This is a genomic window from Corynebacterium glaucum, from assembly GCF_002287505.1.
GTDB lineage: Bacteria > Actinomycetota > Actinomycetes > Mycobacteriales > Mycobacteriaceae > Corynebacterium > Corynebacterium glaucum.
Window position 1 is genome coordinate 2,146,907 of the sequence record NZ_CP019688.1, and the last position, 23,594, is coordinate 2,170,500.

Genomic DNA, 23,594 nt, shown 5'->3' on the forward strand with positions numbered 1-23,594 from the left:
TCTAGAGGATCTCGCCGGGGGTGTAGTCGGCGGCGTTCGGGTGGGCGTCGACAAGCTTTTGCACCCGCTCCAGCACGCGATCGACCTGCGACTCTGCGGCCCCGATGAAGGCGTGGCGATCGCTGAGCGCCTCCTCGAGCTGAGTCTGATCCAGCGGGAGGCGGTCGTCGGCAGCGAGGCGCTCAATGAGGTTCTGCTCCGCGCCGTTTTCGCGCATGTCCAGCGCCATGGACACAGCGTGTTCCTTGATCACCTCGTGGGCGGTTTCGCGGCCCACCCCCGCGCGCACCGACGCCATCAGGATGCGGGTGGTGGCGAGGAACGGCAGGTAGCGGTCAAGCTCTCGGTTGATCATCGCCGGGAACGCGCCGAACTCGTCGAGCACGGTGAGCATGGTTTCCAGCTGGCCGTCGATGGCGAAGAAGGCATCCGGCAGCGCCACGCGGCGCACCACGGAGCAGAACACGTCGCCCTCGTTCCACTGCTGGCCGGCGAGATCCGCCACCATAGTGAGGTAGCCGCGCAGGATGACCTGGAAGCCGCCGACGCGCTCGCAAGAACGCGCGTTCATCTTGTGCGGCATCGCGGACGAGCCAACTTGGCCTTCCTTGAAACCTTCGGTGACGGTCTCGTTGCCGGCCATCAGGCGGATCGTGGTGGCCAGCGAGGACGGACCCGCGCCGAGCTGCACCAGCGCGCTTACCGCATCGAGGTCCAGCGAACGCGGGTAAACCTGGCCGACTGAATCGAAGACCCGCTCAAAGCCCAGGCCCCCGGCAATGCCGCGCTCTAGGCCAGCGAGCTTCTCCTCGTCGCCGCCCATCAGGTCAAGCATGTCCTGCGCGGTACCCATCGGGCCTTTGATGCCGCGCAGCGGGTAGCGGCCCAACAGCTCTTCGATGCGCTCAACAGCGACAAGGATCTCATCAGCCGCAGAGGCGAAGCGCTTGCCCAGCGTGGTCGCCTGCGCGGCGACGTTGTGGGAGCGGCCCGCCATCACCAGCGTCTTATACTCGCCCGCGCGGTTGCCCACCGCTTTCAGCAGCGCGATCGCTTTATCGCGGGCGAGCTCCAGCGAGCGCACGATCTGCAGCTGCTCGACGTTTTCGGTGAGGTCGCGGGACGTCATGCCCTTGTGGATCTCTTCGTGGCCCGCAAGCGCGTTGAACTCCTCGATGCGCGCCTTCACGTCGTGGCGGGTGACGCGCTCGCGCTCCGCGATCGATTCCAGATCCACCTGGTCGATCACAGCCTCGTAGGCGGCAATTGCCTCGGCCGGGATCTCCACGCCAAGCTCGGCCTGGGCCTTCATCACCGCGATCCACAGCTGGCGCTCGAGCACGATCTTGTGCTCCGCGCTCCACAGCGTCGCCATCTCCGGCGAGGCGTAGCGGTTGGACAGGACGTTGGCGTTAGCAGGCTTGGCAGGCTTGGCAGACGTAGGCGCGTTAGACATGGTCCTCATTATCCACCACGGCAATCGCGCCCTCGATGGCTGCTCGCGCAATGTCGGAGCGGTAGAACGACCCCGGCAGCCCAATCTGCTCGATCTCGGCGTACGCGTTGGACACCGCTTCCTCCAGCGTCTCGCCTTGGCCAAGCACGTTGAGCACGCGCCCGCCCGCGGACACGTAGTGTCCATCGCGCTGCGCAGTTCCAGCGTGCAGCACCTTCGACGGGTCGTCGAGGTTTTCGCCCGTGATCACGTCGCCGGTCTGGGCGGCCTGCGGGTAGCCTCCCGCAGCCAGCACCACGGTGGCGGCGTATCCCGGCTTCCAGGTCAGCGATGGCAGTTGGGCGAGGCGTCGACAAGCAACTGCTTCTAACACCTCGCCGAGTGGGGTTTCCAGCAAGCTGAGCACCGCCTGGGTCTCCGGGTCACCGAAGCGGGCGTTGAACTCGACGACTGCCGGGCCCGAGCGGCCCCACGCGGCGCCGACATACAAAAGGCCGTGGTATGGAATGCCGCGCGCGACCATCTCGCGGGCGACCGGCTCGGCAATCTCGGCGACAATGCGCTGGGCACCATCCTCCGGCAGCCACGGCAGCGGCGTGTACGCGCCCATGCCGCCGGTGTTCGGGCCCTCATCGTTGTCGTGCGCGCGCTTGTGATCCTGCGCAGGCAGCAGCGGCACGACGGTCTCGCCGTCAACCAGGCAGAACAAGCTCACCTCGGGGCCTTCGAGAAAGCTCTCGAAGAGCACCGGGTTGCCCGCGGCGATCACGGCCTCAGCATGGGCCATTGCTTCTCGACGGTCTTCCGTGACCACGACCCCCTTGCCTCCGGCCAGACCGTCGTCCTTGACCACGTAGGGCGCCTGATATTCGTCGAGGGCGGCGTCGATCTCCTCTGCGGTTTCGATGCGGGTCGCGGAGGCGGTGAGCACGCCCGCGGCTGCCATGACCTCCTTGGCAAACGCCTTCGAACCCTCGAGCTGGGCGGCGGCCTCGCTCGGGCCGAAGACGTTGATGCCGGCTGCTTCGAGTGCGTCTGCGGCGCCTGCCACCAGTGGGATCTCCGGGCCGATGACCACGAGTTCGGCGTCGATGTCCTGTGCGAGCTTGAGGATGGCTTGCGGGTCGGCCACGTCCACCTCGCGGACCGTGGCGAGCGTTGCCATACCGGCGTTGCCCGGCGCGACCGTGAGCTCGTGCTGGTACCCGGAAAGGCCTGTGAGCAGGGCGTGTTCCCGGCCGCCCGAACCGATGACAAGGATGCGCATGGGTTCAAATTTACAGGTAGCGTTGGGCGTCATGAGCACAGTATTCAGCAAGATCATCAACGGCGAGCTGCCCGGCCGGTTTGTCTACCGCGACGAGACCGTGGCCGCGTTCTTGACCATCTCGCCTGTGGCGTACGGCCACACGCTGGTCGTGCCGGTCGAAGAGGTGGATAAGTGGACCGACCTCTCGCCGGAGCTGTGGGCGCACCTGAACGAGGTTGCGCAGAACGTGGGCCGAGCCATTATCGACGTCTTCGGTACCGAGCGCGCCGGCTACCTGATCGCCGGCTTCGAGGTGCCGCACGCGCACATCCACGTCTTTCCCGCCAATGACATGTCGGGCTACGACCTGTCCACCGCGATGGATCCGGACTCGGTCGACGAAGCGAAGATGGACGAGGCGGCTACGCGGCTTCGCGAGGCAGTGGAAGCGACAGCGTAAACGTCGAACCCTTGCCTGGCGCGGTTTCCACGCTGACCGTGCCGTCGTGCTGCTCGATGATGGACTTCACAATCGCCAGGCCCAACCCCGAGCCGCCGGTGGCGCGGGTGCGTGAAGTGTCTGCGCGGTAGAAGCGGTCGAAGATGTGCTCGGCATCCTCCTGGCTCATGCCGACGCCGTCGTCGGCGATGTCGATGGACAGCCGGTCAAGGTTGTCGCGCAGGGTAATCGTGACCACCGCGTCCTCGCCGGCGTGTTTGAACGCGTTGGTAATCAGGTTGAGCAGCACCTGGTGCAGGCGGTCGGGGTCGCCGTCGACCACCGGCTGGCGGGTGCAGTCGTGGTTGATGTTGACCACCCGGCCAGGAAAGGCCGCCTTCGCCGTGCTGGCGGCTGTGGTTACAGTGCCGAGCATGTCCACCGGCCGTTTCTCCAGACGCGCACCCTCCGCGCGGGTGAGCGCGAGCAGATCCTCCACCAGCAGCTGCATGCGGGCGGATTCCTCCTCGATCTTGTTCAGCACCATGTCCGCGTCCGGGGCCATGCCGGTGCGGTAGAGCTCCGCGTACCCGCGCACGCTGGTGAGCGGGGTGCGCAGTTCGTGGGAGGCGTCGCCGACGAAGCGGCGCATTTGCTCCTCTTTCGCTTCTGCTTCCGTCACCGTGTCCTGCAGCTGGGTGACCATGGTGTTCACCGCGTATGAGAGCTTGCCCACTTCGGTGTCGCGGGACCACGAGGGGATGCGCCGGTCTTGGTCGCCTCCCGCAATTGCCAGGGCGGTGCGCTCCACTTCACGTAGGGGCGCAAGCGCGTTCGCGACTTGGCGGCGCCCAATGAGGATGATCGCCAACGTCGCCAAGAGCCCGATGGCTCCTTCCGTAAGTGCGAGACCGGTGAGCGTGCGTCGCTCCGCGTCGAGCTTTTTGGCCACCATGCGCACGGTGCCGTTGGATTCCTCGCGGGCCATCGCGCGCCATTGTCGGTTGAACTCAGAGCCTGTGACCGAGCCGATGGTTTGTGCCTTGTCAAAGTCGCTCAGCTGCTCGTAGTCAGGCGGCGTAGTCGAGGTGATGGGCTCGAAGGAGCCGTACTCCGGGCGCCAGATCATCTGGTGGAAATCGCTCGGGGCGCCGTAGCTGGGGATCAGCGGCGCGGACTGGCCCACCCACGTGTCCAGCCCGTCTTTGAGCTGCTCGTCCACCCGCTGGTACAGGAAGCTGCGCATCAGGAAGAACACGAAAGTGAAGCTGATCAGCATCGCCAGCGCGGCGGTGAGCACCACGAGCGTCACCAGCCGTTTCTGCAGCGGCTTGCGCACGGAGTAGACGGAAGGGGAGGGCATGGCGTTAACGGGCTGTTGCGGTTTAGGAGCGCGGCGTCCTCAGCACGTAGCCCACACCGCGCACGGTGTGAATCAGCGGAACGTCGCCGGTGTCGATCTTACGGCGCAGGTAGGAGATGTAAGACTCGACCACGTTGCCGTCACCGCCGAAGTCGTAGTGCCACACATTATCCAAGATCTTGGCCTTGGACACCACGACCTCCGCGTTAAGCATGAGGTAGCGCAGCAGGTTGAACTCGGTCGGCGAAAGCTCCACGATCTCGCCGGCCTTGGTCACCTCGTGGGTCTCGTCGTTCAGCGTCAGGTCGGCGTAGCGCAGGGTGGCGTCCTCGCCGCTGTCCTCGGTGACGTTTCCGCGGCGCAGAATCACGCGCAGGCGGGTGATCACCTCTTCGAGGCTGAACGGCTTGGTCACGTAGTCGTCGGCGCCGATGGTCAGGCCGTGGATGCGGTCCTCCACGGAATCCTTCGCGGTCAGGAAGAGCACGGGACCTTCCAAGCCTTCGCCCCGCAGCTTGCCCAGCAGCTCAAAGCCATCCATGCCCGGCATCATCACGTCCAGGATGTAGGCATCCGGCTTGAAGGTGCGCGCGAGCTCGAGCGCCTCTTGTCCGGAGTTCGTGCTCTCCACATCGAACCCCTGGAATTTCAGGGAGACCGTCAAAAGCTCGACGATATTCGGCTCATCATCAACGACAAGCACCTTCACACCCTGCGGATTTTCAGCCATTACCACTCCTTTATTCAAGAACCACAGGACATTGAACACCCTCACGCTGAACGTTTCCTGCACACTCGCTGTACGTGTCGCGCGAAGTCAAGAGCATTTTGCTTGACGACGGTCCCCCGTTGATCCCACCCAAACGAAAAAGAGAGCTGGAGACGGGACTTGAACCCGCAACCTACGGTTTACAAGACCGTTGCGCTACCAATTGCGCCACTCCAGCAGTCGCGCTTTTTCAAGCTCGAATTAGCCTACACGGGCCCCGCACCTGCGCGAAACGGTGCCACGAGTTAGTGTGTGTCGCGTGGTAAATGGACTGTGGGACAGAATGCGCGGCTCGCGCCAACGCGTGGCGACAATCGACGAAGCCCGCACCTCTCCCCCACCCTCAGTCCTCGCCCCGGTCGACCTGACAGATCCCAATCAGGTGGCTGCTGTGATGATGATCGGCGCGCGCATCGGCGAGATCCTCATGGCCAACGGCACTACCTCGTCGGATGCGATTGCGCAGATTCGCACCGTGACCTCGTCGTACGGCCTGCACTACTGCCACGTCGACATCACGGTGAACACCATCACCATGAACGCCGTCATCGGCGGTAAAGACCGCACCCCGGTCACCGTCTTCCGCGTGGTCACCATGCTTTCGGAGAACTACCACAAGCTCCAGGAAGCCGACCGCCTGATCCGCTCCATCCGCGCCGGCGCCACGCGCCCCGAGATGGCGGAGAAGATCCTCGACGACATCGACCGCTCCCCGATCCCATACCGCAACACTCGCTTCCTGCTGGGCTGTGCGTTCATGGGTGCGGCGGTGTCGATCCTGCTCGGCGGCGACCTTCTCATGGCGCTTGTCGGCGGTATCACCGCTTTCCTCATCATGGGCTTCAACAAAGTCCTCTCTCGCAACGACCTGCCGTACTTCTACCACTGCGTCCTCGGCGGCTTCATTGCCACCATCCCGGCCGCGATCTTCTACGACTTCGCCGCCTCAATCGGCCGCACGGTCGTGCCCAGCCAGGTCATTGCGTCGGGCATTGTGGTGCTGCTCGCAGGTCTAACGTTGGTGCAATCGCTTCTCGACGGCGTGACCGGCTCCCCACTCACCGCCTCAGCGCGGTTCTTCAACACCGCGCTAAACACGGGCGGGATTGTCGCCGGCGTGGCAATGGGTCTCTACTTCACCGACATCGTCGGCGTGAGCCTGCCGCCGGTGGAAACTATGGCCCCGCGTCCCTCACTCGACGGTGTCCTGTGGCGCATTTTCGGCTCCGCCACCGCTGCCGCCGCCTTCGCGATCACCTGTTTTGCGGAACGCACCGCCATCATCGTCAGCTTCATCACCGCCGCCGCAGGTTCCGCAATGTACTACGTGTTCCTGCTGCCGTTTGGCACAGACCGCTTCCTCGCCACCGCGGCATGTGCCACCGTCGTCGGCCTTGCCGGTGGTTTGATTGCCCGCCGCCTGATGATCCCGCCGGTGATCACGGCAGTCGCCGGTGTCACCCCGTTCCTGCCAGGCTCCGGCATCTACCGCGGCATGTACGCCGTGCTGAACGAGCAGATGGTCGTGGGCATGAGCAACATCTTCTCCGCTATCGCAGTCTGCATGGCGCTCGCCGGCGGCGTGGTGTTTGGCGAGTGGCTCGCCCGCCGCATCCGCGCCCCACAGCTCTACCGCCCGTACCGGGCCATCAAGCGGATGGGCCGCGTCACCTTCCAACAGATCCGCAGGGCGGAGCGCCCGCGTCGCAAGAAGCGGTAGTTGGGCGCGCTAGACTGTCCCGAGAGTTACCTCGAGAATCACCCAGCAAAGAAAGGACCGCCCACGTGCCACCGAAGATCACCGATTCCCGCCCCGCTTCCGATGCCGTCATCGAGATGGAGGAGCAGACGGCGTCCGGTGCGCGACGGATTGTGGCCACCTACGCCGAGGACTTCCACGATGGTGTCACCCTGATGTCCATGCTGGGCGTTGAGCCGAAGGGCTTCGTGTACAAGCGCTACAACGAGCAGCGCGAGCAGGAGCTCGCCGAGTCCGGCGACGACGCATCTGAAGAGACTACGGCAAAGAAGTCCACAAAGAAGGCTTCCAAGAAGAAGGCGACCAAGAAGGCCGCGAAAAAGACCACCAAGAAGGCGACGAAGAAGGCCACCAAGAAAACCACGAAGAAGGCCACCAAAAAGGCCGCGAAGAAGAGCTCGACCACCGAGGACTAGGTTGAAGCGTTCCGCTCTCCTCGCCGCCGCGCTCTGCTTCCCTGCCGCCGTCACTGCGTGTTCCTCGGCGCAGCAGGAAACGTGGCAGGTTGTCGCCATCTACGCTGAGCCGGATCTGCCAGGTAACCTCCCCGCCGATGCGGCCGGCACGGTGAACGTCCGCCTCACCGACACCAAAGACACCCCCACCTTCGCCGGCACCACCCCGTGCGCAGAGGTCACCGGCACGCTAACCCAAAACGACGATGAGCAGGTCACAGCCATCGACACTGTCGAGTTCGGGGCAATTACTAACGACGACTCGTGCATCGGTGGCGCCCGACACACCCACAATCAGCTGGCTGAGCTTCTCAAGCCGGGCACCGCGATCGCAATGGCGAAACCCTCTGAAGAAGAGCTGCGCGTCGTGCTCTCGCCCGACGCAGTGAACCCGCCGAGCATCTGGCTGCGGCGCCTCTGACTACACCTCAAACACGGTACTGCCGGGCACGAAGTCGGTGTCCAGGATGATGCGTTCGGGGCCGGTAGGGCGACCGTCGATAAGCGAGCGCAACATCACCCCCGCCGCCTCCCCCTTGCGCCGATTCGGCTGCAGTACGGTGGTGAGCCCGCGGAGCCTGGCTTCTTCGATGCCGTCGAAACCGGTGACCGAAAGCGTTTCGCCGAACGCCTCCAACACGCCGAGTGCCATCGAGTCCGTGGTGCACAAAACGGCCGTGAGATCCGGGTAGAGGCCGAGCAGCTCGCGCGCGCCGTCGGCGGCGGAATCCGGGTCGTTCAGGTGGCGCGTGACCACCGGCACCTCCCCCAGCACCTCCTGCGCGCCAAGGACGCGCTCGCGCTGCACCACCAGATCTGCCGAGGAGACGTCTTCAACTTCGCCGTTGTACGGCTCGGAGAACATCCGCTTCGTCAGAATCCCGACACGGCGGTGCCCGGCGCGCACCAGCGCTTCGGCCGCGGGCTTAATCGCCTTGCGGTCATCGATGCCCACAAACGGCACCTCGACATCCTTCGGCTGGTCGCACACCACCAGCGGAAGTCCCCGCGCCTGCGCATCCGCAAGCTGGGGATCTTCGCTGGGCACGGAGTAGACCACTATGCCGTCCACAATCGCGGCGTGCATGCTCGCGCCGTCGGGAATCAGCGTCAGCGAATAATCCCGAATATCCGACAATCCCGCGAGAAAGTCGACCGAGGCCTTGTCCTCGAACGCGAAGTTCAGCGCCTCAGTGAGCACTACCCCGATTGCCCCGGTCTTCTGCGTGCGCAGCGAGCGCGCCATCGGATCCGGCCCCGCGTACCCGCGCGCCTTTGCCACCGCCAGGATCCGCTCACGCAGCGCTTTCGACAGCTGCTCCGGGTTGTTGTACGCGTTGGAGACGGTCGTTCGAGACACACCAACTTCTGCGGCAATCGAAGCAAGCGAGGGCATACGGCCGATAGTAACGCGTACAGCTGCTTACTGATTTCCTGGCTGACGTCGCTGACGCGCGAACTCGCTGAGCACAACGCCCGCCGCGACGGAAGCGTTGAGCGACTCGACCCAGTCCACCATCGGGATGGACATGATGACGTCGCAGTTCTCGCGCACGAGGCGGGAGATGCCCTTGCCCTCGGAGCCGACGACGATGACCACCGGGTCCGTCGCCTGATCGAAGGTATCCAGGGTGTGCTCGCCGCCCGCGTCGAGGCCGACGACGACGTAGCCGTTGTCCTTGAATTCCTTGATGGTGCGGGTCAAATTCGTCGCCTTGGCCACCGGCAGACGCGCCGCAGTGCCCGCCGAGGTGCGCCACGCAACGCCCGTGACCTGCGCCGAGCGGCGCTCCGGGATGATCACGCCGTGGCCGCCAAACGCCGCCGTCGAGCGGATCACCGCGCCGAGGTTGCGCGGGTCAGTGATGTTATCCAGCACCACGAACATGCCGGTCTCCTGGCGGTCGTTGACGCCCGCGATCAGGTCGAACACGTCCGCATACTTGTACGGCTGGATCTTCAGGCCGATGCCCTGGTGCATGCCGTTGCCGGTCATCTCATCGAGCACGCTTCGCTGCACCTCGTGCACCGGCAGGCCTTTCGAGTTCGCCAGCGTCACGGCCTCGCTGAGACGGTCGTCGTGCGCGGTGCCGAGCGCCACATACAGCGCCTCCGCCGGCACTTTCGCGTGCAGGCACTCCACGACCGGGTTGCGGCCGACGACCAGGTCCGCTTTCTCCCGCTCGTGGCGGCCCTGCGCGCGCCGCTGCTGCTCCAGTTTGCGTTTGTGCGCCGCGTGGTAGACGCGGTCCTCCGCCTTCGGGGTCGCGCCCTTGCCCTTCAGCCCGCGGCGGCGTTGCCCGCCCGAACCCTTCGTCGGGCCCTTCTTGTTCTTCTTTTGCTTATCGGGGCGCTCGTACGGCTTCGCCATCTACTTCATCTCCCATTTCTGGCCCCCGGGTGTGTCCGTGACCTCGATGCCCGCCGCCGCGAGCCGGTCGCGCACCGCGTCAGCCTCGGCCCAATCCTTGTTCTTGCGGGCCTCGGCGCGGCGCTCCAGTTCAGCTTCCACCAGCACACCCAGGGCTTCATTGCTTGTCGACGCATCCTCCCACACGCCAGGATCAATCCCCAACACACTCGCCATCGCGCGCACTTGGGCCGCGATCTCGGTCTTGGCGGTGTCGTCGGCCTTGTTGCCCTCGCGGACGAGGTTGTGGATCTCGGCGAGCGCACGCGGCACGGCGAAGTCGTCGTTCATGGCTTCTGCGAAACCCTCGGTCCACGTCGTCGGCTCCGGGGTGCCGGCGCGCTTGACGAAGTCCTCGATGCGCTTATAGCCCGCCGCCGCTTCCGCCAGCGATCCCGGCGAATACTCCAGCACGCTGCGGTAATGCGCCGAGCCGAGGTAGTAACGCAGCTCCACGGGGCGCACCGGCATCGAATCGATGTCTAAGACGTTGCCGATGGACTTCGACATCTTTTCCCCGGCCATGGTCACCCAGTGGTTGTGCATCCAATAGTTGGCGAACTTGTCTCCCGCCGCGTGCGACTGCGCCTGCTCGTTCTCGTGGTGCGGGAACTGCAGGTCAAGGCCGCCGCCGTGGATGTCGAACTGCTCACCGAGGTACCAGGTGGACATCGCCGAGCACTCCAGGTGCCAGCCCGGACGGCCGTCGCCCCAGGGTGTCGGCCAATGAGGTTCGCCCGGCTTCGCGGCTTTCCACAGGGCGAAGTCCAGCGAATTTTGTTTGCCCCGGTTGTCAGTTTCGCCCTGGTTCATCTCGTCGGGGCGGTTGCCGGAAAGCGATCCGTAGTCCCCGCCTGCGTTCACCCAAGCGTTCACATCGAAGTACACCGAGCCGTCGGCCTCGTAGGCGTAGCCGTTGGCGATCAGCCGCTGCATGTAGTCGACCATCTGCGTCACGTGCCCGGTCGCGCGCGGCTCCACCGACGGCGGCAAGACTCCGAGCGCGTTATACGCCCGGGTGAACTCGCGCTCGAAGGTGGAAACCCATTCCCACCAGGGGCGGTTGTGTTCCTCTGCCTTGGTCAGGATCTTGTCATCGATGTCGGTGACGTTGCGCACGAACGCGACGTCGTTGCCCTGCGCCATGAACCAGCGCCGGACAATGTCGAACGCGACACCGCTGCGCAGGTGCCCAATGTGCGGCTTGGCCTGCGGCGTTGCCCCACAAAGGTATATCGAGACGTGGCCTTGTTTGACCGGTTCGAAGTCTCGGAGCGTGCGGGTGGCGGTGTCGTAGATGCGTTGAGTCACAGCGCCAACTCTAGTTCACACGCAGGCGTCGTTAAGCAAGCTCCACCAGCGCAGTCGCGATCGCGGCGCGCCCCTCGCCGCTGCCCGTGAAACCCATGTGGTCGGTCGTGGTTGCGGAGATGGAGACGGGCGCACCGAGGGCGTCGCTAAGCACTTGCTCGCACTCCTCCCGCATAGCCGCCATTTTGGGGGTTTGGGCGATGAGCTGAGCGGAGACGTTGACCACGGTGTGGCCGTGCTGCGTGAGGAGCCCGCGCAATTCGCCGAGCAACTGCACACCGCGCACCCCGTCGTACTCCGGGCGGCCAACGCCAACGAACGAGCCGAGGTCGCCCAAGCTGCACGCGGAAAGCACCGCGTCGACGATTGCGTGGCTGACCACGTCACCGTCGGAGTGGCCCTCGCAGCCGTCGAAGTCTGGGTGGAGGATGCCGGCGATCCAGCATGGTTTACCGGGTTGGATTTGATGCGCGTCAAATGCGCTGCCCACTCGCAGGTTTGTCATGTCAGATCAGGTGCTCCCCTTGGTCGTCGACAAGCAATGCTTGACCGTCTCGCAGCAGAAGCAGCGGGTAGTCCGCTGCGTACTTTTCCACCATGCCGCCGATCATGGACGCCGGGTAGGGCCCCAGCGTGCCCTGGGCGTGCGGAATGATGCAGTGTTTGACCAGCCCGAGCCCGCTGAAGTCGGTGAGGTTGAGGTCTTCGGCGGGTTCATCCATCGGCGGTGTGTGCTCGAGGGTCGGGCCGGCAATCACGGCGCCGGCGGATGACCCCGCGTACGGAAGGCCGGCTCTGACCGCGTCGGCCAACACCTTGTCGTTGCCGTTGCGTTTCAACGCCTCGAGCACTTCGAAGGATTCGCCGCTTGCCACGTAGACGCCGGAGCAGCGGTCGAGCAGCGCTGTGAACTCCTCGTTCGTGAGCTCAGCGACGCTCACCTCGGTCGTGGGTTCTCCGCACTCCGCGAGTGCCCGTCGTTCCTCTTCGACGAATGGAGTGCCATCCATGTTCTTCGCGGCATCGTTGATGTACAACACCTCGCCGTCGAAAAACTCGCCCAATCGCGGGTGGAGGAAAGATGCGAGAAGCAGTTTCATGTCAGCCACCGTACCTAGTTCGCTTAGAACGGCACCGGTTCTTCGATCCCGGCTTCTTCTGCAGTGATATGCCCGTCCAGGTAAGCGCTTCGAAGCAGTTCTTTCCATTCGTTCGGGTGCATCTTCAGATCCATCGGCTCCTCCGGCCAGTACTGGAACTTCAGGCCGCTAGTTTTCTCGAGCTTTTCCAGCTCGGCAACGCACGCCTCGTAGTCGTTGTCCGCCTCGAATCGCTCGACCGCAGCATGGCACCGGGCGTTGAACTCAGCGATCACGGCCTTGCGTTCGCGGCGCTGAGCGATCGTCTGTCGCCAGCGTGGTTTGTCCGGGCTAGTGAATTCTTCGAGGATGCCGTTCGGCTCTACGACGGAGTAGGTGCCGTCGGCAAACAGCCACACGATTTCCCCCGTTGCGGGGTCCGGGACGTAGAACGCACGTCGATCGGTCTTGATGTTGTGGTGGCGCTGACACAGTGAGAACAGGTTCGCGGGCGTGGTCGGGCCGCCGTCGTCGAACGGAATGCGATGGTCCAGCTGGCACTTCGTTGAGGGCACATCGCACCCCGGATACACACATGTGCCGTCGCGCGCCTGCACGTACGCCTTCATAGCGTCGGTGGGCACGTAGGCATCGGTGACGGATGCCGCGGCAGCGTCGAGGTCGATGATCTGTGGCGGGGACTGAGGGTGTCCGATTGTTTGTGTGCGGGGGCTTGGTTTACAGGTAGTCCGCGAATCGGTCGGGGTATGCCACGGCTAGTTGGTTGATGGCTTGTTTCCACCCGGTGGCTTTCGCCCCTTCAATATAGCCGTTGCATTCGATTGCCCGTTTTGCCTTCTTCGCCCGCTGGGCGGCGCGTTTGTCTTCGATGTTGCAAATCATCAACCACAGCGTCTTCAGCGCCGCGGTGTCGTTCGGGAACTGGCCCCGGTTGCGGGTAGCTTTGCGCAGTTCAGCATTGAGCGATTCGATCGCGTTCGTGGTGTAGAGCACCCTCCGGGCCGCTGGCGGGAACTGCAAAAACGGCACGAACTGCTCCCACGCATCACGCCACACCTTCACCGACTGCGGGTAGCGGCGCCCTAGCTCAGAGGCTTCGAACGCGTCCAGGGCGGCGCGGGCGGTGTCCTCGTTCGGTGCGGTGTAGACCTCCCGTAACGCACTCGATACGGGTTTGCGGTCTTGGTAGGACACCCACCTGTTCGCAGCCCGAATCAGGTGCACGATACAGGTTTGCACCATCGAGTTCGGCCAGGTTGCCTCCACCGCATCGGGTAAGCCTTTGAGCCCGTCGCAGCAGACGATGAACACGTCTTGGACCCCACGGTTGGCAAGGTCAGCGCACACGGACGCCCAGAATGCGGCACCTTCGTTACCGGCGATCCACAACCCAAGGATGTGTTTGATGCCGTCCATGTCGACACCAACGGCCATGTAGCAGGACTTGTTGACCACGCGGTTACCATCGCGGATCTTGATCCGCAATGCGTCGAGAAAGATCACCGGGTAGAACTCTTCGAGCTGTCGGTTCTGCCACATCATCACCTCATCGAGTACCGCGTCGGTGATCGTGCTGATCGTATCGGGGCTCATGTCCACCCCGAGGGTGGTTGCGAGGTGGTGCTGGATGTCTCGCACTGTCATCCCGCCCGCATACAGGGAAATGATCATGTCATCAAGCTCAGTGAGCCTGCGGGCCCCCTTTGGCACCATCTGCGGGGCAAACGTCCCCGCCCGATCCCTTGGCATGGTTACTTCCAGCGGGCCGTAGCCAGAGTCGACGGTCTTGGTATACGACCCGTTGCGGTGGTTATCCTCACCGCGGGTGTCAACCTCAGCTTTGGCTTTGCGGTCAGAGTGCTCATAGCCCAAATGGGCATCCATCTCCGCCTGTAGACCGGCATTGATCGAGGCCTGTAAAAGCCCCTTGACCAGCTCGCTGGCATCGTCGGTGGAGGTGGACAGCTCCCCGATGAGCTTGGCGAGCTCGGGGTTATCCATCAGCTTCTCGCTGATCTCATTGACCCTGGCCGGGTCATGGCTTTTCTTCGGTGACACCGTAGTCATTATCGGTGAAACTCCTTCAGATCAGAGCCTCACACACAAAACTCCTGACACCCTCCGGGGACTCCTCCATCAGCGATTCAAGCCACGCGGTACCGTCAGCGTCGGTCCAGCCGAAGTTGGGTATGAAGTACGACGACGGATCCGTCTTCTGCGCGAACACGTGCAAAACTATCTTGGTGTTCGTGCACAACTGGCCAGTGAGGATGGCCTGGACCGCCTCGCTCTGCGTCAGCTTGCCCTCTTTGGCCACCCGGTCGACGTAGCGCTCCATCGAGGCGATGACGCCAACGTTGCCGGTGATGCTCAGACCCGCCTCAAGATCATTCAGACCATAGAACGTGGTCTCGCACGCACCGAGCGGCCTGTCCTTCTCGTCCTTACGCTGCTTGGTCTTCTTCGGATCGGGAGCTAGTGAGGCATCGATCTTGCGCACCAGCTCATTGAGTCTGCGACGAATCGCCATTGCCGACGGCAAAATCTGCCCAGCCTTCTTCGGCGTGAACATCTCGACCAGGAACGCATCGAGCTCTTCGAGCACCTCCTCGCGTGGCAGGTTGTGCAGCCGGTCGACGGTCTCCCCGATCGCATCCAGCCGCACAACATCCAACCGGCGAGTCTCCGCCTGCAGGGCCTTCAGCGCCGGTAATTCCCCGAGCCGGTAGTACGCCAAGATCGCCTGCTCAACCCATGCTTTGCTGCGTCCAAACGCCTCCCCGACCCGCCGACATTCGAGCTCCAGGTCAAGCTCCGCGAACTCCGCCTCGGCATAGCGCGCAAACACCTCGTACTCCACGTCGCGCGCGCGTTGCCCAGCCGCACACAGCTCATCGCCCTCGCGCTCTGTCGCGAAATAGCTCATCGTCTCACCCCTTCCCGAATTAACCCCAGCCAACTACAGGCAATAATATCGAAAGCCATTCGAAAGCACAAGCGTCACATCGAAAAACTTTTCGCATCGCTTATCGACGACCTGCCGCACCCGAACACCAACGTGATGCCAACCCAAAGACTACAAAACCCCGACAACACTTCGCCGGGGCCGTTCGAACATGTCAGCTACTCGCTGGGAACCTCAAACACAGTCGGCTCAACCTCATCGGTGATGGAGGTGGCCAGCCGCAGGTCGATTGGGGTGGTGATCTTGAACGCCATCGGGTCGCCCTGCACGGTGCGCACGTCCACGCCGAACCACTCCATCAAGGATGCATCGTCAGTGGCCACAAAATCCTGCGCACCGGAGAAGTACGCCTCGTTCGCCGCGCGCAACGTGCGAAGATCAAAGCCCTGGGGCGTCTGCACCGCGCGCAAGGAAGAACGGTCTGGGGTCGACGTCACCGCGTCCCCCGACACCACCTTGATCGTGTCCGCCACCGGCACTACGGGCACGACGGCGTCGGCACCCTCCAACACGGCCCGTGCCACGCGAGCAATCATTCCCGGTGGGGTGAGGGCGCGGGCGGCATCGTGGATGAGCACGCAGCCGTCGTCAAGCGAAATTGCCCTGAGTGCATTCCAGATTGAGTCGGCCCGCTCCGCTCCCCCGTGCACGAAGGTGACCGAATGCCCCTGAAGCAAGCGGCGCGCGACGGGTTCCATGGAGGGGCTGACCACCACGACCACAGAGTCGACGACCCCGGAGGTCTCCATCGCCGTCACCGACCGCTCGAGTAGCGAGCGCCCCCGCAGCGGCACATACGCTTTCGGCACCGCCGCGCCAAGCCGCGTGCCTTGCCCGGCGGCGGCGACAACGGCAACGACGCGTCGACTAATCTTCGTCGTCCTCGTCGTCGAAGGAGATGTCGTCCATATCCAGGTCGTCGTCGAGGATGTCTTCCGGATCCTCTATGATGCCGGCCTTGATCTGCTCCTCGATGATCTCGCCGATGCGTGACTCCATCTCGGACACCTTGGCCTCATCCACCGGCTCCGCCAGCGCCAGCTCGCCCACGAGGATCTGGCGCGCCTTGCCAAGCATGCGCTTCTCACCTGCGGAAAGGCCCTTGCCCTGGTCGCGGCGCCACAGATCGCGCACAACCTCGGCCACCTTGTTGATGTCGCCGGAAGCCAGGCGCTCCTGGTTCGCCTTGTAGCGCCGCGACCAGTTGCCGGCCTCTTCAACGTCGGTCTCGCGCAGCACCGAGAAGACCTTCAGCAGGCCCTCCTCATTGACCACGTCGCGCACACCGACAAGCTCGGTGTTCTTGATAGGCACGCGAACTTCCAAGTCGGACTGGAGGATCTGCAGCACGAGGTAATCCAGCTTTTCGCCGCCGATCTCGCGCTGCTCAATGTCTGCGATCCTCGCAGCGCCGTGGTGCGGGTACACAACCACTTCGCCGACTTTGAATTCCATGCAACTCTCCTCGCGCTTGTTTACGTGACCATTTAACAGTACAGGCCCCCGCGTTCACCCACTGCCAAAAGTTTACCCCACCCATAAATGCACAATCTGCCCACTCTGCGACTAATGTAAATGTGCAGAATTGCCAATTAATTGCCTAGCAACGAAATGATGGAGGACACCCTCGTGAAGTCCCTGAAGCCGGTCGCCGCTCTCGTCGCCGCCTCTGCGCTGGCGCTCGCCGGCTGCTCCGCTGGTCAGATTACCCAGACCTCCAGCCAGGTAGCAGCTGTGGACGGTGCAACCGCGTTCACCGAGAACGACGAGGTCTCCGTACAGGACGTTCAGGTCGTGCTCTCCGAGGAAGGCACCGCCGCCCTGAAGTTCGCCGCCACCAACCAGGACACGTCCATGGCGGAGCACACCTTGCAGTCGGTCTCCGTCAACGGCGAAGAGGTCAACTTCAGCCCGGCGCCGAAGGCGATGGGCTACAACTGCGTCATCGTCGGCGATTCCGCCGAGGGCCTCGAGCGCATGCCGCGGTACGACAACGAGTGCTTCCAGTACATCGAGACCACCCTGCCGAACCAGGACTTCGCCTACGCAGGCAACGTGGACGTGCAGTTCACCTTCGACGCCGGCACCCTGAACGTCCCGGCCACCGTGTCTGCGCCGCTGCTGCCGGCTGGTGAGGGCGACCGCGACATCACCAAGTAACCACTAGTGGCCAAAAAGCAGCGGGTGGTCCACACCTGCTCTGAGTGCGGCTACACGTCGCCTAAGTGGCTCGGCCGCTGCCCGGAATGCGGCTCGTGGGGCACCCTTCAGCAGGAAGCTCAAGGAGCCCCCCGCTTATCGACGGCACCTTTAACCCCAACTACCAAAGCCCAGCCGATCACGGCGATAAACGCCACCGCGACGCACACAATCAAGTCGGGAATTGGGGAACTTGACCGCGTCCTCGGCTCCGGCGTGGTGCCGGGTTCCGTCGTCTTGATGGCGGGCGAACCCGGCGTGGGAAAATCCACGCTGCTGTTGGAGGTGGCCAGCAAGTGGGCGGGTAACGACCGCCGCGCGCTCTACGTCACCGCCGAAGAGTCCGCCGGCCAGGTTCGCGCGCGTGCGGAACGCACCGGCGCGCTGAAGGACACGCTGTTTCTCGCCGCCGAATCCCAGTTGGACACCGTGTTCGGCCACGTTGATGAGGTGAAGCCCTCCCTCCTCATCGTGGATTCGGTGCAGACGATGCACGCCGCAGGTGTCGAAGGTGTCGCGGGCGGCGTCGCGCAATCCCGCGCGGTCACCGCAGCGCTGACCACGCTTGCCAAGACCACTAACTTGCCCATCCTGCTCGTGGGGCACGTGACCAAGGACGGCAACGTCGCCGGCCCGCGCGTGCTCGAGCACCTGGTGGATGTGGTGCTGAACTTCGAGGGTGACCGGCAGTCGTCGCTACGCATGCTGCGCGGCATCAAGAACCGCTTCGGCGCCACCGACGAGGTGGGCTGCTTCGAGCAGACCGCCGACGGCATCCGCGAGGTACCCGACCCCAGCGGGCTCTTCCTCTCGCACCGCGGCCAGACCCCGGACGGTTCCGCGGTGACCGTGGCCATGGACGGCGTGCGCCCGATGCTCGCTGAGGTGCAAGCGCTCACCGTCGACCCGGTGAACAAGTCGCCGCGCCGCGTGGTCACCGGGCTTGATGCGAACCGCGTGCCCATGGTGCTCGCTGTGCTCCAAGCGCGCTGCGGCGAGCGCACCAACGACAAGGACGCCTACGTGGCCACCGTCGGGGGCGTGCGCATCACAGAGACCGCCACCGATCTCGCAGTCGCGCTCGCCACCTGGTCCAGCCTGCACGAACAGCCGTTGCCACCCAAGACGGTGGTGATCGGTGAGGTCGGCCTCGCAGGAGAACTGCGCCGCGTTCCCAACCTCGGCCGCCGGCTGCAAGAAGCAGCGCGGCTGGGCTACACGCAAGCGATCGTCCCAAAGCTTGGCGAGCCCCTTGCGATCGACGGCTTGCGCGTCCACGAAGCCAAAACCCTGGCTGAGGCCGTGAAAATCCTCGCCGGACTCTAACCCAGCACTAACTTAAGTTGAATGGCATCGCGTCGGAGGCGTTATCGCCGATCACAGTGTGCAGGTAGTACGATCCCGCCGGCACCGGCTGGCGTCCGTCGCATTGCCCCGGCTTCGAGTCGGCGCGCGACCAGCGCGCCTCGAACGGCTTCTCGGTGCCGGCCTCAAACGTCTGCCGCCCGGTGGTCACCGACGGGTAACAATCCGTATCCGCCCACACGCGCTGGTTCGTGGCCATGTCGTAGACCTCGAACCGCAGATCGCCGTCGCTAATATCCAGCACGCAGTCGGTGTCGGTCGGGTTGTCCACCATCATGTAGAACGTCGGCTGCTCGTCCGGACCGTAGGAAGGCTTGTCGCTTGAAGCGGAAATTCGCAGGTCAGAAAGCTCACACTTGCCGCTTGCAAGAGGCTCTTCGCTTGACGACGGCTCCGTCGACGCCGCAGTACTCGACACCGTCGAAGAGGCTTCACTCGAAGCAGAGGTGCTTTCTTCGGGCGCCGGCACCGTCGGCTCGGTGACTGGGGCCGGCTCGGTGGCTGTGGCGGAGGTGGCCTCGTCGTCGCCGCCGGAGTTGCCCGCCCACGCGCTCAGCCCCCAGATGATTAACGCGGCCAGCACCAGCAAGACGACGAGCGCCGCGACCCTGCGGCGCATGTAGATCTCAGGTGGGTGCGGTCGCTGGTTTGTCATGCACTCACTTTAACTACCGAAGTGCTCATAAACGGTCTCGACGCGGCCCGTGTCCAGCCGGTACCTTGCACCCACAACGCCTACACCGCGGGCCTTCACCGCGGGCGCACGGTCCTCCAAGTGTTCTGCCATGATGCGGGCGTGGTCCGCCTCGATCTCGGCTGGGTCGGTGTGGCCCTTACTGTGCGCCTCGATCACAGACGGCGCGATCTTCTCCACAAACACGCGCGTCAGGCCGTAAGGGATCTCGGAGTTGTTCACGGCCTTGACAGCCGCGCCGACTGCACCGCAGCCCTCGTGGGAAAGGAACAGAACTAGCGGCACGCCAAGCACATCCACCGCGTACTCGACCGATGCGGACACCGCAGAGTCGACGCAGCCTCCGGCGGTGCGGATGACGAAGATGTCGCCGAGTCCGGCGTCGAAAAGCAACTCAACCGGAACCCGCGAATCGCTGCACGCGACGACTGCCGCAATTGGGTCCTGCCCGCTGATGATTTCGTTGCGGCGGCTGGTGTCGCGGTGCGGGGTGGCGAGATTGTCGGTGGCGAAGCGCTCGTTGCCGGCGAGGAGGGCGTCCCAGACCTCGCGGGATGTCATTGATGTAGGCATGGGCTATATTCTGGCACTCATTGTGATCAAATCTGCCGAAATCATTGCGTGGTATCGCGAAAACGCGCGTGACCTGCCGTGGCGGGCCGAGGGGGTGCCCCCGTGGGGCGTGCTGCTCTCCGAGGTGATGAGCCACCAGACCCAGGTGGAGCGCGTCGCTCCGATTTGGCAGGAGTGGATCGCGCGCTGGCCCACCCCGGCGGCGTTCGCGGCGGCCGGCACCGACGAAATTCTGCGCGCGTGGGGGACGCTCGGCTACCCGCGCCGCGCACTGCGGCTCAAGGAGTGCGCGCAAGCGATTGTCGACGCTCACCGCGGCACCGTTCCCGACGATGTCGATGACCTGCTGGCGCTGCCGGGCATCGGCGAATACACCGCGCGGGCGGTTGCGTGCTTCGCGTACGGACAGAACGTGGCGGTGGTTGATACGAACGTGCGCCGCGTGTACGCCCGCGCCGAGCGCGGCGAGGAGAACGCGAAGCCGCGCAAGGCGGAGATCGCCGAGGTGGCGGCGTTGCTGCCGGTAGAAAACGGCCCGGAGTTCTCCGTCGGCCTGATGGAGCTCGGCGCGCTGGTGTGCACATCGCGGGCGCCGAAGTGCGAGGCCTGCCCGGTCAGCGAGTGCGCGTGGGTGGCGGCAGGCAAGCCCGCCGGCGAGGTGAAGCTTTCCACGCAGAAGTTCGCGGGCACCGACCGGCAGGTGCGCGGCAAGATCATGCGGGTGCTGCGCGACGCGGATGCGCCGGTGCCGCAGGAAGCGATCGACGTGGTGTGGCCGGACGCGGCGCAGCGCTCCCGTGCGCTCTTCTCGCTGCTTGACGACGGCCTTGCGGTCCAAGACGAGCACGGCCTGTTCCACCTCCCCCGGTAAGCGCCTGAACACGCCATTTCCCAACCTGAGATAGACCCCCAGCATTCGCACGGGATACTCTACGGCCCCCCGGCCAGCGGACTCCCAGACTCCGGTGTACTACTGAAACTTATGAAACTCTCAGGTATCGATGCGCAGTGGAGAACGCTTCTGCAGCAGGCCTACGACGGCCTCCCGCAAACGGATTTTCTCGTCCAGGTAGAGGAGCTCGTCCGACAGCTCTGCGACATCGACGCTGAGGATCAGGCGGCCGAGGAGCTCGCCTACCGCATGCGTCTGCACGCGATCCTCCCCCGCACAGAACTCGACCCCGCCAACGCGCTCGAGGAGTACGAGGCTCTACTCGGCATGCATGAAGCCCACCCAGAACGCTTCCCCGCGCACCCATTCGATGAGGGCAACTGGTTCCAGGACGTCACCGACTTCATGATGTGGTGGCTCGCGGAGCGCACCTCGCGACGCCACGTCGAACACCTGCTCAACCTCGCTGCGCGGGTCTTCGACGACCCGGATATGCTGCGCCACACCCAGATCAGCGCCTACGTCAACCTTGGGGAAAGCGCCAAAGCGTTGCCGCTTCTCGACGGCTACCTGCCCTCGCCCGAAGCCGTCCACTCCGGAGAGATCCATGAAGCCGATTGGCTGCATCGCTACGACCTCGCCGCGATGGTCTACCTGCAAGAGGGCATGCTCAAAGAGTGCGACGCAACCGTGTCCGCGATGATGGACGGCGGGTTCATTCACTCCAACCAGCCGATGGCCATGGTCGCTGAGTCCCTCCTGCCGCTGGCGGAGACCGTCGACACCGAGACCTCCGTCCAGCGCTCCCTGCTGGTCCTCGAGCACTCCTTCGCTGACCCGAAGCAGACCCGCGCGATCCTGCAGACCGCGACGTTTCTCCTTCTCGGCGGCCTGCACACCCAGGCGTTCAACCTCGTGCACTTCACCGAGCCATTCATCAAGGAGACCTCCACGGAGCTCGAGGGGCTCTACCGCTTTTTCCACTTCGCCACCGAGGAGGGCTTCGGCGAGATCGTCTCGGTCCGGTTCACCTCTCCGCGTTGGCAGCTCGAGCACGGCATCGGCACTGATCCCACTTGCGCTGCGCTGGCGAGGGATTTCTACCGCGCCGCCCACGAGCGCGCGCTGCACTTCCAAGAGGTCAACGGCGACACCGAGGCCCTAAACCGCCTCAAGCAGACGTTCCACGTCCCGCAGCTCAATCCCGAGGACTACTTCAACACGGCCGCGGATATCGTGGAGAACCTCTCTAACTCCACCCTGCGCTACGACCCAATCCACACCCGCTACGACGATGCGCTCTATGACTTCGCTCGCGAGATGTTCCGCGAGGAAGGCGAATTCTCCCCCGGGATGGTCCCGCCCCGGGCCGCCGAAGATCCAAAGGTTGGCCCACTGTGGGAAGAACTCGTCAGTGGCGGCATGGACCACGCCCAGCGCGTGATGGGCAAACTCATCGACACCGCCGACGAGCCCGACCTCGACCCGGAGGTTCGCACCATCATCGAGGTATTCATGCTGGCCAACGTCACCTTCCCCGGCCAGTTCCCGGGTCTCGTGGGCATGCGCGCATTGCCAATCGCTGCCAACATCGACCCCAACCGCGCCGGCGTCTTCGCCGAGCAGATTCTCGACGCCCTCCAACAGTCTGGCTACGCCACATCCACCGTCGTCCACGACCTCTTCGACTTCACCGGCGGCCTCATCAACACCAAGGCGTTGTCGCTGCCGCTCCTCGGCGACCTGACCACCCGCGCCATCCGATCAAGCCGTAGCATGGACATCCTCGCGTTCATCAACGCGGTCGAGGAAGCCATCGCCATCGACCCCGAGCAGGTCGAGGACCCAGCCACCACCCTCGCTCACTTCGGAGCACTGAAGGGGGTTCGTTTAGGCAGGCTCGGCAACCCCGCAGCAGGAGCTTTTTCGCTTATCGACGCAGCGTTGGCTTCCGAGAAGTGCGGTGACATGACCAATTACGTCGCCCGCTTGGCGTCTGCTGCAAACGTGTTGCTCAACGCCGAACGCTACCGCCAGGTCGAGCGTCTCTTTGAGCAAGTGAGCGAGAAGCTTGATGATCCCTCGCTCGACATCGAACCATGGGCGCAACTCGAGGGCGCCGAAGCCACCTGCCGGTTCATTGCGGTGCTGGCGGATCCGAGCTTCGCTGACCTCTGGCCGCAGGCCCGCGATAGGTTCAAAAACATCCTCGTGCAGGTGCTGCAGGAGGATGAGGATGCCCCTTCGCACCTCGACGTCATTGCGAACACGGTTTGTTCGCTCACTCGCGAACTCACCTGGGACCACCACCACAATGAGGCGATAGACATGTCTGCTTGGGGCTACCAGGTGTTCGCGCAGCTTGGCGACGACCACTCGAGCTGGAAGCTGCTTGGGGAGAACGCTCTTGCGCTTGGCAACGCGGGGCGCGACGAACAGTCCGCGCTGGTCTTCGAGTCGCTGTGGCAGCGCGCACGCGAGGCAGGCGCGGTGGACCTGATGGAGTTCACCGCGATGTATCTCAGCGAGTTCGCGTCCAAGGAGGACGCGTCACCTGCTTACGCCGACATCCTCGAGCGGATGGGCGCCTAGCGT

General features: G+C 64.2%; 24 protein-coding genes and 1 tRNA gene. 8 read left to right on the forward strand and 17 right to left on the reverse strand.

Annotated features, from left to right (window positions below):
* Position 1: 1 nt before the first annotated feature.
* Both purB and purD read right to left on the reverse strand, forming a co-directional pair.
* Positions 2-1,456, reverse strand: coding sequence for an adenylosuccinate lyase (gene purB, locus CGLAU_RS10485; protein ID WP_095660653.1), 1,455 nt, complete (start codon positions 1,454-1,456; stop codon positions 2-4).
* Positions 1,449-2,723, reverse strand: coding sequence for a phosphoribosylamine--glycine ligase (purD, locus tag CGLAU_RS10490; protein ID WP_095660654.1), 1,275 nt, complete (start codon positions 2,721-2,723; stop codon positions 1,449-1,451). Before purD ends, purB begins: the two co-directional genes overlap by 8 nt.
* 31 nt (positions 2,724-2,754) lie before the next feature.
* Between purD and CGLAU_RS10495 the strand changes: the two genes are divergently transcribed.
* Positions 2,755-3,165: an HIT family protein gene (locus tag CGLAU_RS10495; protein WP_095661176.1), complete on the forward strand. Its 411-nt coding sequence runs from the start codon at positions 2,755-2,757 to the stop codon at positions 3,163-3,165.
* Here CGLAU_RS10495 and CGLAU_RS10500 read toward each other — a convergent pair.
* The 3 genes from CGLAU_RS10500 to CGLAU_RS10510 form a co-directional block, all read right to left on the reverse strand.
* A complete protein-coding gene (locus tag CGLAU_RS10500) occupies positions 3,128-4,507 on the reverse strand; it encodes a sensor histidine kinase (RefSeq protein WP_095660655.1) in 1,380 nt (459 codons plus the stop codon). The two genes, CGLAU_RS10495 and CGLAU_RS10500, sit on opposite strands and share 38 nt — an antisense overlap.
* A 22-nt stretch (positions 4,508-4,529) precedes the next feature.
* On the reverse strand, positions 4,530-5,237 hold the full coding sequence (locus tag CGLAU_RS10505; RefSeq protein WP_095660656.1) for a response regulator transcription factor: 708 nt from the start codon (positions 5,235-5,237) through the stop codon (positions 4,530-4,532).
* 144 nt (positions 5,238-5,381) lie between these two features.
* A tRNA-Thr gene (locus CGLAU_RS10510) sits at positions 5,382-5,454 on the reverse strand.
* 81 nt (positions 5,455-5,535) lie between these two features.
* Between CGLAU_RS10510 and thrE the strand changes: the two genes are divergently transcribed.
* From thrE to CGLAU_RS10525, 3 genes are all read left to right on the forward strand, one after another.
* Positions 5,536-6,996 (forward strand): threonine/serine exporter ThrE, encoded by a 1,461-nt coding sequence (gene thrE, locus CGLAU_RS10515; RefSeq protein WP_332461811.1) that lies wholly within the window; start codon positions 5,536-5,538, stop codon positions 6,994-6,996.
* Between the two features lie 65 nt (positions 6,997-7,061).
* Positions 7,062-7,451 carry a histone gene (locus tag CGLAU_RS10520; RefSeq protein WP_095660658.1) on the forward strand — a complete coding sequence of 130 codons (390 nt, stop codon included), beginning with the start codon at positions 7,062-7,064 and terminating at the stop codon, positions 7,449-7,451.
* 1 nt (position 7,452) lies between these two features.
* Complete coding sequence (locus CGLAU_RS10525) at positions 7,453-7,911, forward strand: hypothetical protein (protein ID WP_095660659.1); 459 nt, start codon at positions 7,453-7,455, stop codon at positions 7,909-7,911.
* Here CGLAU_RS10525 and CGLAU_RS10530 read toward each other — a convergent pair whose 3' ends face one another.
* From CGLAU_RS10530 to CGLAU_RS10575, 10 genes are all read right to left on the reverse strand, one after another.
* On the reverse strand, positions 7,912-8,886 hold the full coding sequence (locus CGLAU_RS10530) for a LacI family DNA-binding transcriptional regulator (protein WP_095660660.1): 975 nt from the start codon (positions 8,884-8,886) through the stop codon (positions 7,912-7,914). It abuts the gene before it with no gap.
* 27 nt (positions 8,887-8,913) lie between these two features.
* Positions 8,914-9,861, reverse strand: coding sequence for a 23S rRNA (guanosine(2251)-2'-O)-methyltransferase RlmB (gene rlmB / locus CGLAU_RS10535; protein WP_095660661.1), 948 nt, complete (start codon positions 9,859-9,861; stop codon positions 8,914-8,916).
* Positions 9,862-11,211, reverse strand: coding sequence for a cysteine--tRNA ligase (gene cysS / locus CGLAU_RS10540; RefSeq protein ID WP_095660662.1), 1,350 nt, complete (start codon positions 11,209-11,211; stop codon positions 9,862-9,864). It abuts the gene before it with no gap.
* A 31-nt stretch (positions 11,212-11,242) separates the two neighbouring features.
* Complete coding sequence (ispF, locus tag CGLAU_RS10545; protein WP_095660663.1) at positions 11,243-11,716, reverse strand: 2-C-methyl-D-erythritol 2,4-cyclodiphosphate synthase; 474 nt, start codon at positions 11,714-11,716, stop codon at positions 11,243-11,245.
* Between the two features lies 1 nt (position 11,717).
* A complete protein-coding gene (locus CGLAU_RS10550) occupies positions 11,718-12,311 on the reverse strand; it encodes a Type 1 glutamine amidotransferase-like domain-containing protein (protein ID WP_095661177.1) in 594 nt (197 codons plus the stop codon).
* A gap of 23 nt (positions 12,312-12,334) precedes the next feature.
* Positions 12,335-12,934, reverse strand: a complete 600-nt coding sequence (locus CGLAU_RS10555; RefSeq protein WP_232507109.1) for an HNH endonuclease signature motif containing protein — start codon at positions 12,932-12,934, stop codon at positions 12,335-12,337.
* 94 nt (positions 12,935-13,028) lie between these two features.
* Positions 13,029-14,378, reverse strand: a complete 1,350-nt coding sequence (locus CGLAU_RS10560; RefSeq protein ID WP_095658980.1) for an IS256 family transposase — start codon at positions 14,376-14,378, stop codon at positions 13,029-13,031.
* 16 nt (positions 14,379-14,394) lie between these two features.
* A complete protein-coding gene (locus CGLAU_RS10565) occupies positions 14,395-15,237 on the reverse strand; it encodes a hypothetical protein (protein WP_095660665.1) in 843 nt (280 codons plus the stop codon).
* Between the two features lie 197 nt (positions 15,238-15,434).
* The gene (gene ispD, locus CGLAU_RS10570) at positions 15,435-16,148 is read right to left on the reverse strand and encodes a 2-C-methyl-D-erythritol 4-phosphate cytidylyltransferase (protein WP_095660666.1); all 714 of its coding nucleotides are present in this window, start codon (positions 16,146-16,148) and stop codon (positions 15,435-15,437) included.
* The gene (locus CGLAU_RS10575) at positions 16,144-16,731 is read right to left on the reverse strand and encodes a CarD family transcriptional regulator (protein ID WP_095660667.1); all 588 of its coding nucleotides are present in this window, start codon (positions 16,729-16,731) and stop codon (positions 16,144-16,146) included. Before CGLAU_RS10575 ends, ispD begins: the two co-directional genes overlap by 5 nt.
* A 159-nt stretch (positions 16,732-16,890) precedes the next feature.
* Between CGLAU_RS10575 and CGLAU_RS10580 the strand changes: the two genes are divergently transcribed.
* Positions 16,891-17,436: a hypothetical protein gene (locus tag CGLAU_RS10580; protein WP_095661178.1), complete on the forward strand. Its 546-nt coding sequence runs from the start codon at positions 16,891-16,893 to the stop codon at positions 17,434-17,436.
* 6 nt (positions 17,437-17,442) lie between these two features.
* A complete protein-coding gene (gene radA, locus CGLAU_RS10585; RefSeq protein WP_095660668.1) occupies positions 17,443-18,801 on the forward strand; it encodes a DNA repair protein RadA in 1,359 nt (452 codons plus the stop codon).
* A gap of 7 nt (positions 18,802-18,808) precedes the next feature.
* Here radA and CGLAU_RS10590 read toward each other — a convergent pair whose 3' ends face one another.
* The gene (locus CGLAU_RS10590) at positions 18,809-19,495 is read right to left on the reverse strand and encodes a hypothetical protein (RefSeq protein WP_095660669.1); all 687 of its coding nucleotides are present in this window, start codon (positions 19,493-19,495) and stop codon (positions 18,809-18,811) included.
* A gap of 9 nt (positions 19,496-19,504) precedes the next feature.
* The gene (locus tag CGLAU_RS10595) at positions 19,505-20,107 is read right to left on the reverse strand and encodes a carbonic anhydrase (RefSeq protein WP_095660670.1); all 603 of its coding nucleotides are present in this window, start codon (positions 20,105-20,107) and stop codon (positions 19,505-19,507) included.
* On the opposite strand from CGLAU_RS10595, the gene CGLAU_RS10600 reads away from it, so the two are divergent.
* Both CGLAU_RS10600 and CGLAU_RS10605 read left to right on the forward strand, forming a co-directional pair.
* Positions 20,106-20,978, forward strand: a complete 873-nt coding sequence (locus tag CGLAU_RS10600; RefSeq protein WP_198304926.1) for an HhH-GPD family protein — start codon at positions 20,106-20,108, stop codon at positions 20,976-20,978. The two genes, CGLAU_RS10595 and CGLAU_RS10600, sit on opposite strands and share 2 nt — an antisense overlap.
* A 111-nt stretch (positions 20,979-21,089) precedes the next feature.
* Positions 21,090-23,591, forward strand: coding sequence for a hypothetical protein (locus CGLAU_RS10605; RefSeq protein ID WP_095660671.1), 2,502 nt, complete (start codon positions 21,090-21,092; stop codon positions 23,589-23,591).
* The last annotated feature ends 3 nt before the right edge of the window (positions 23,592-23,594 follow it).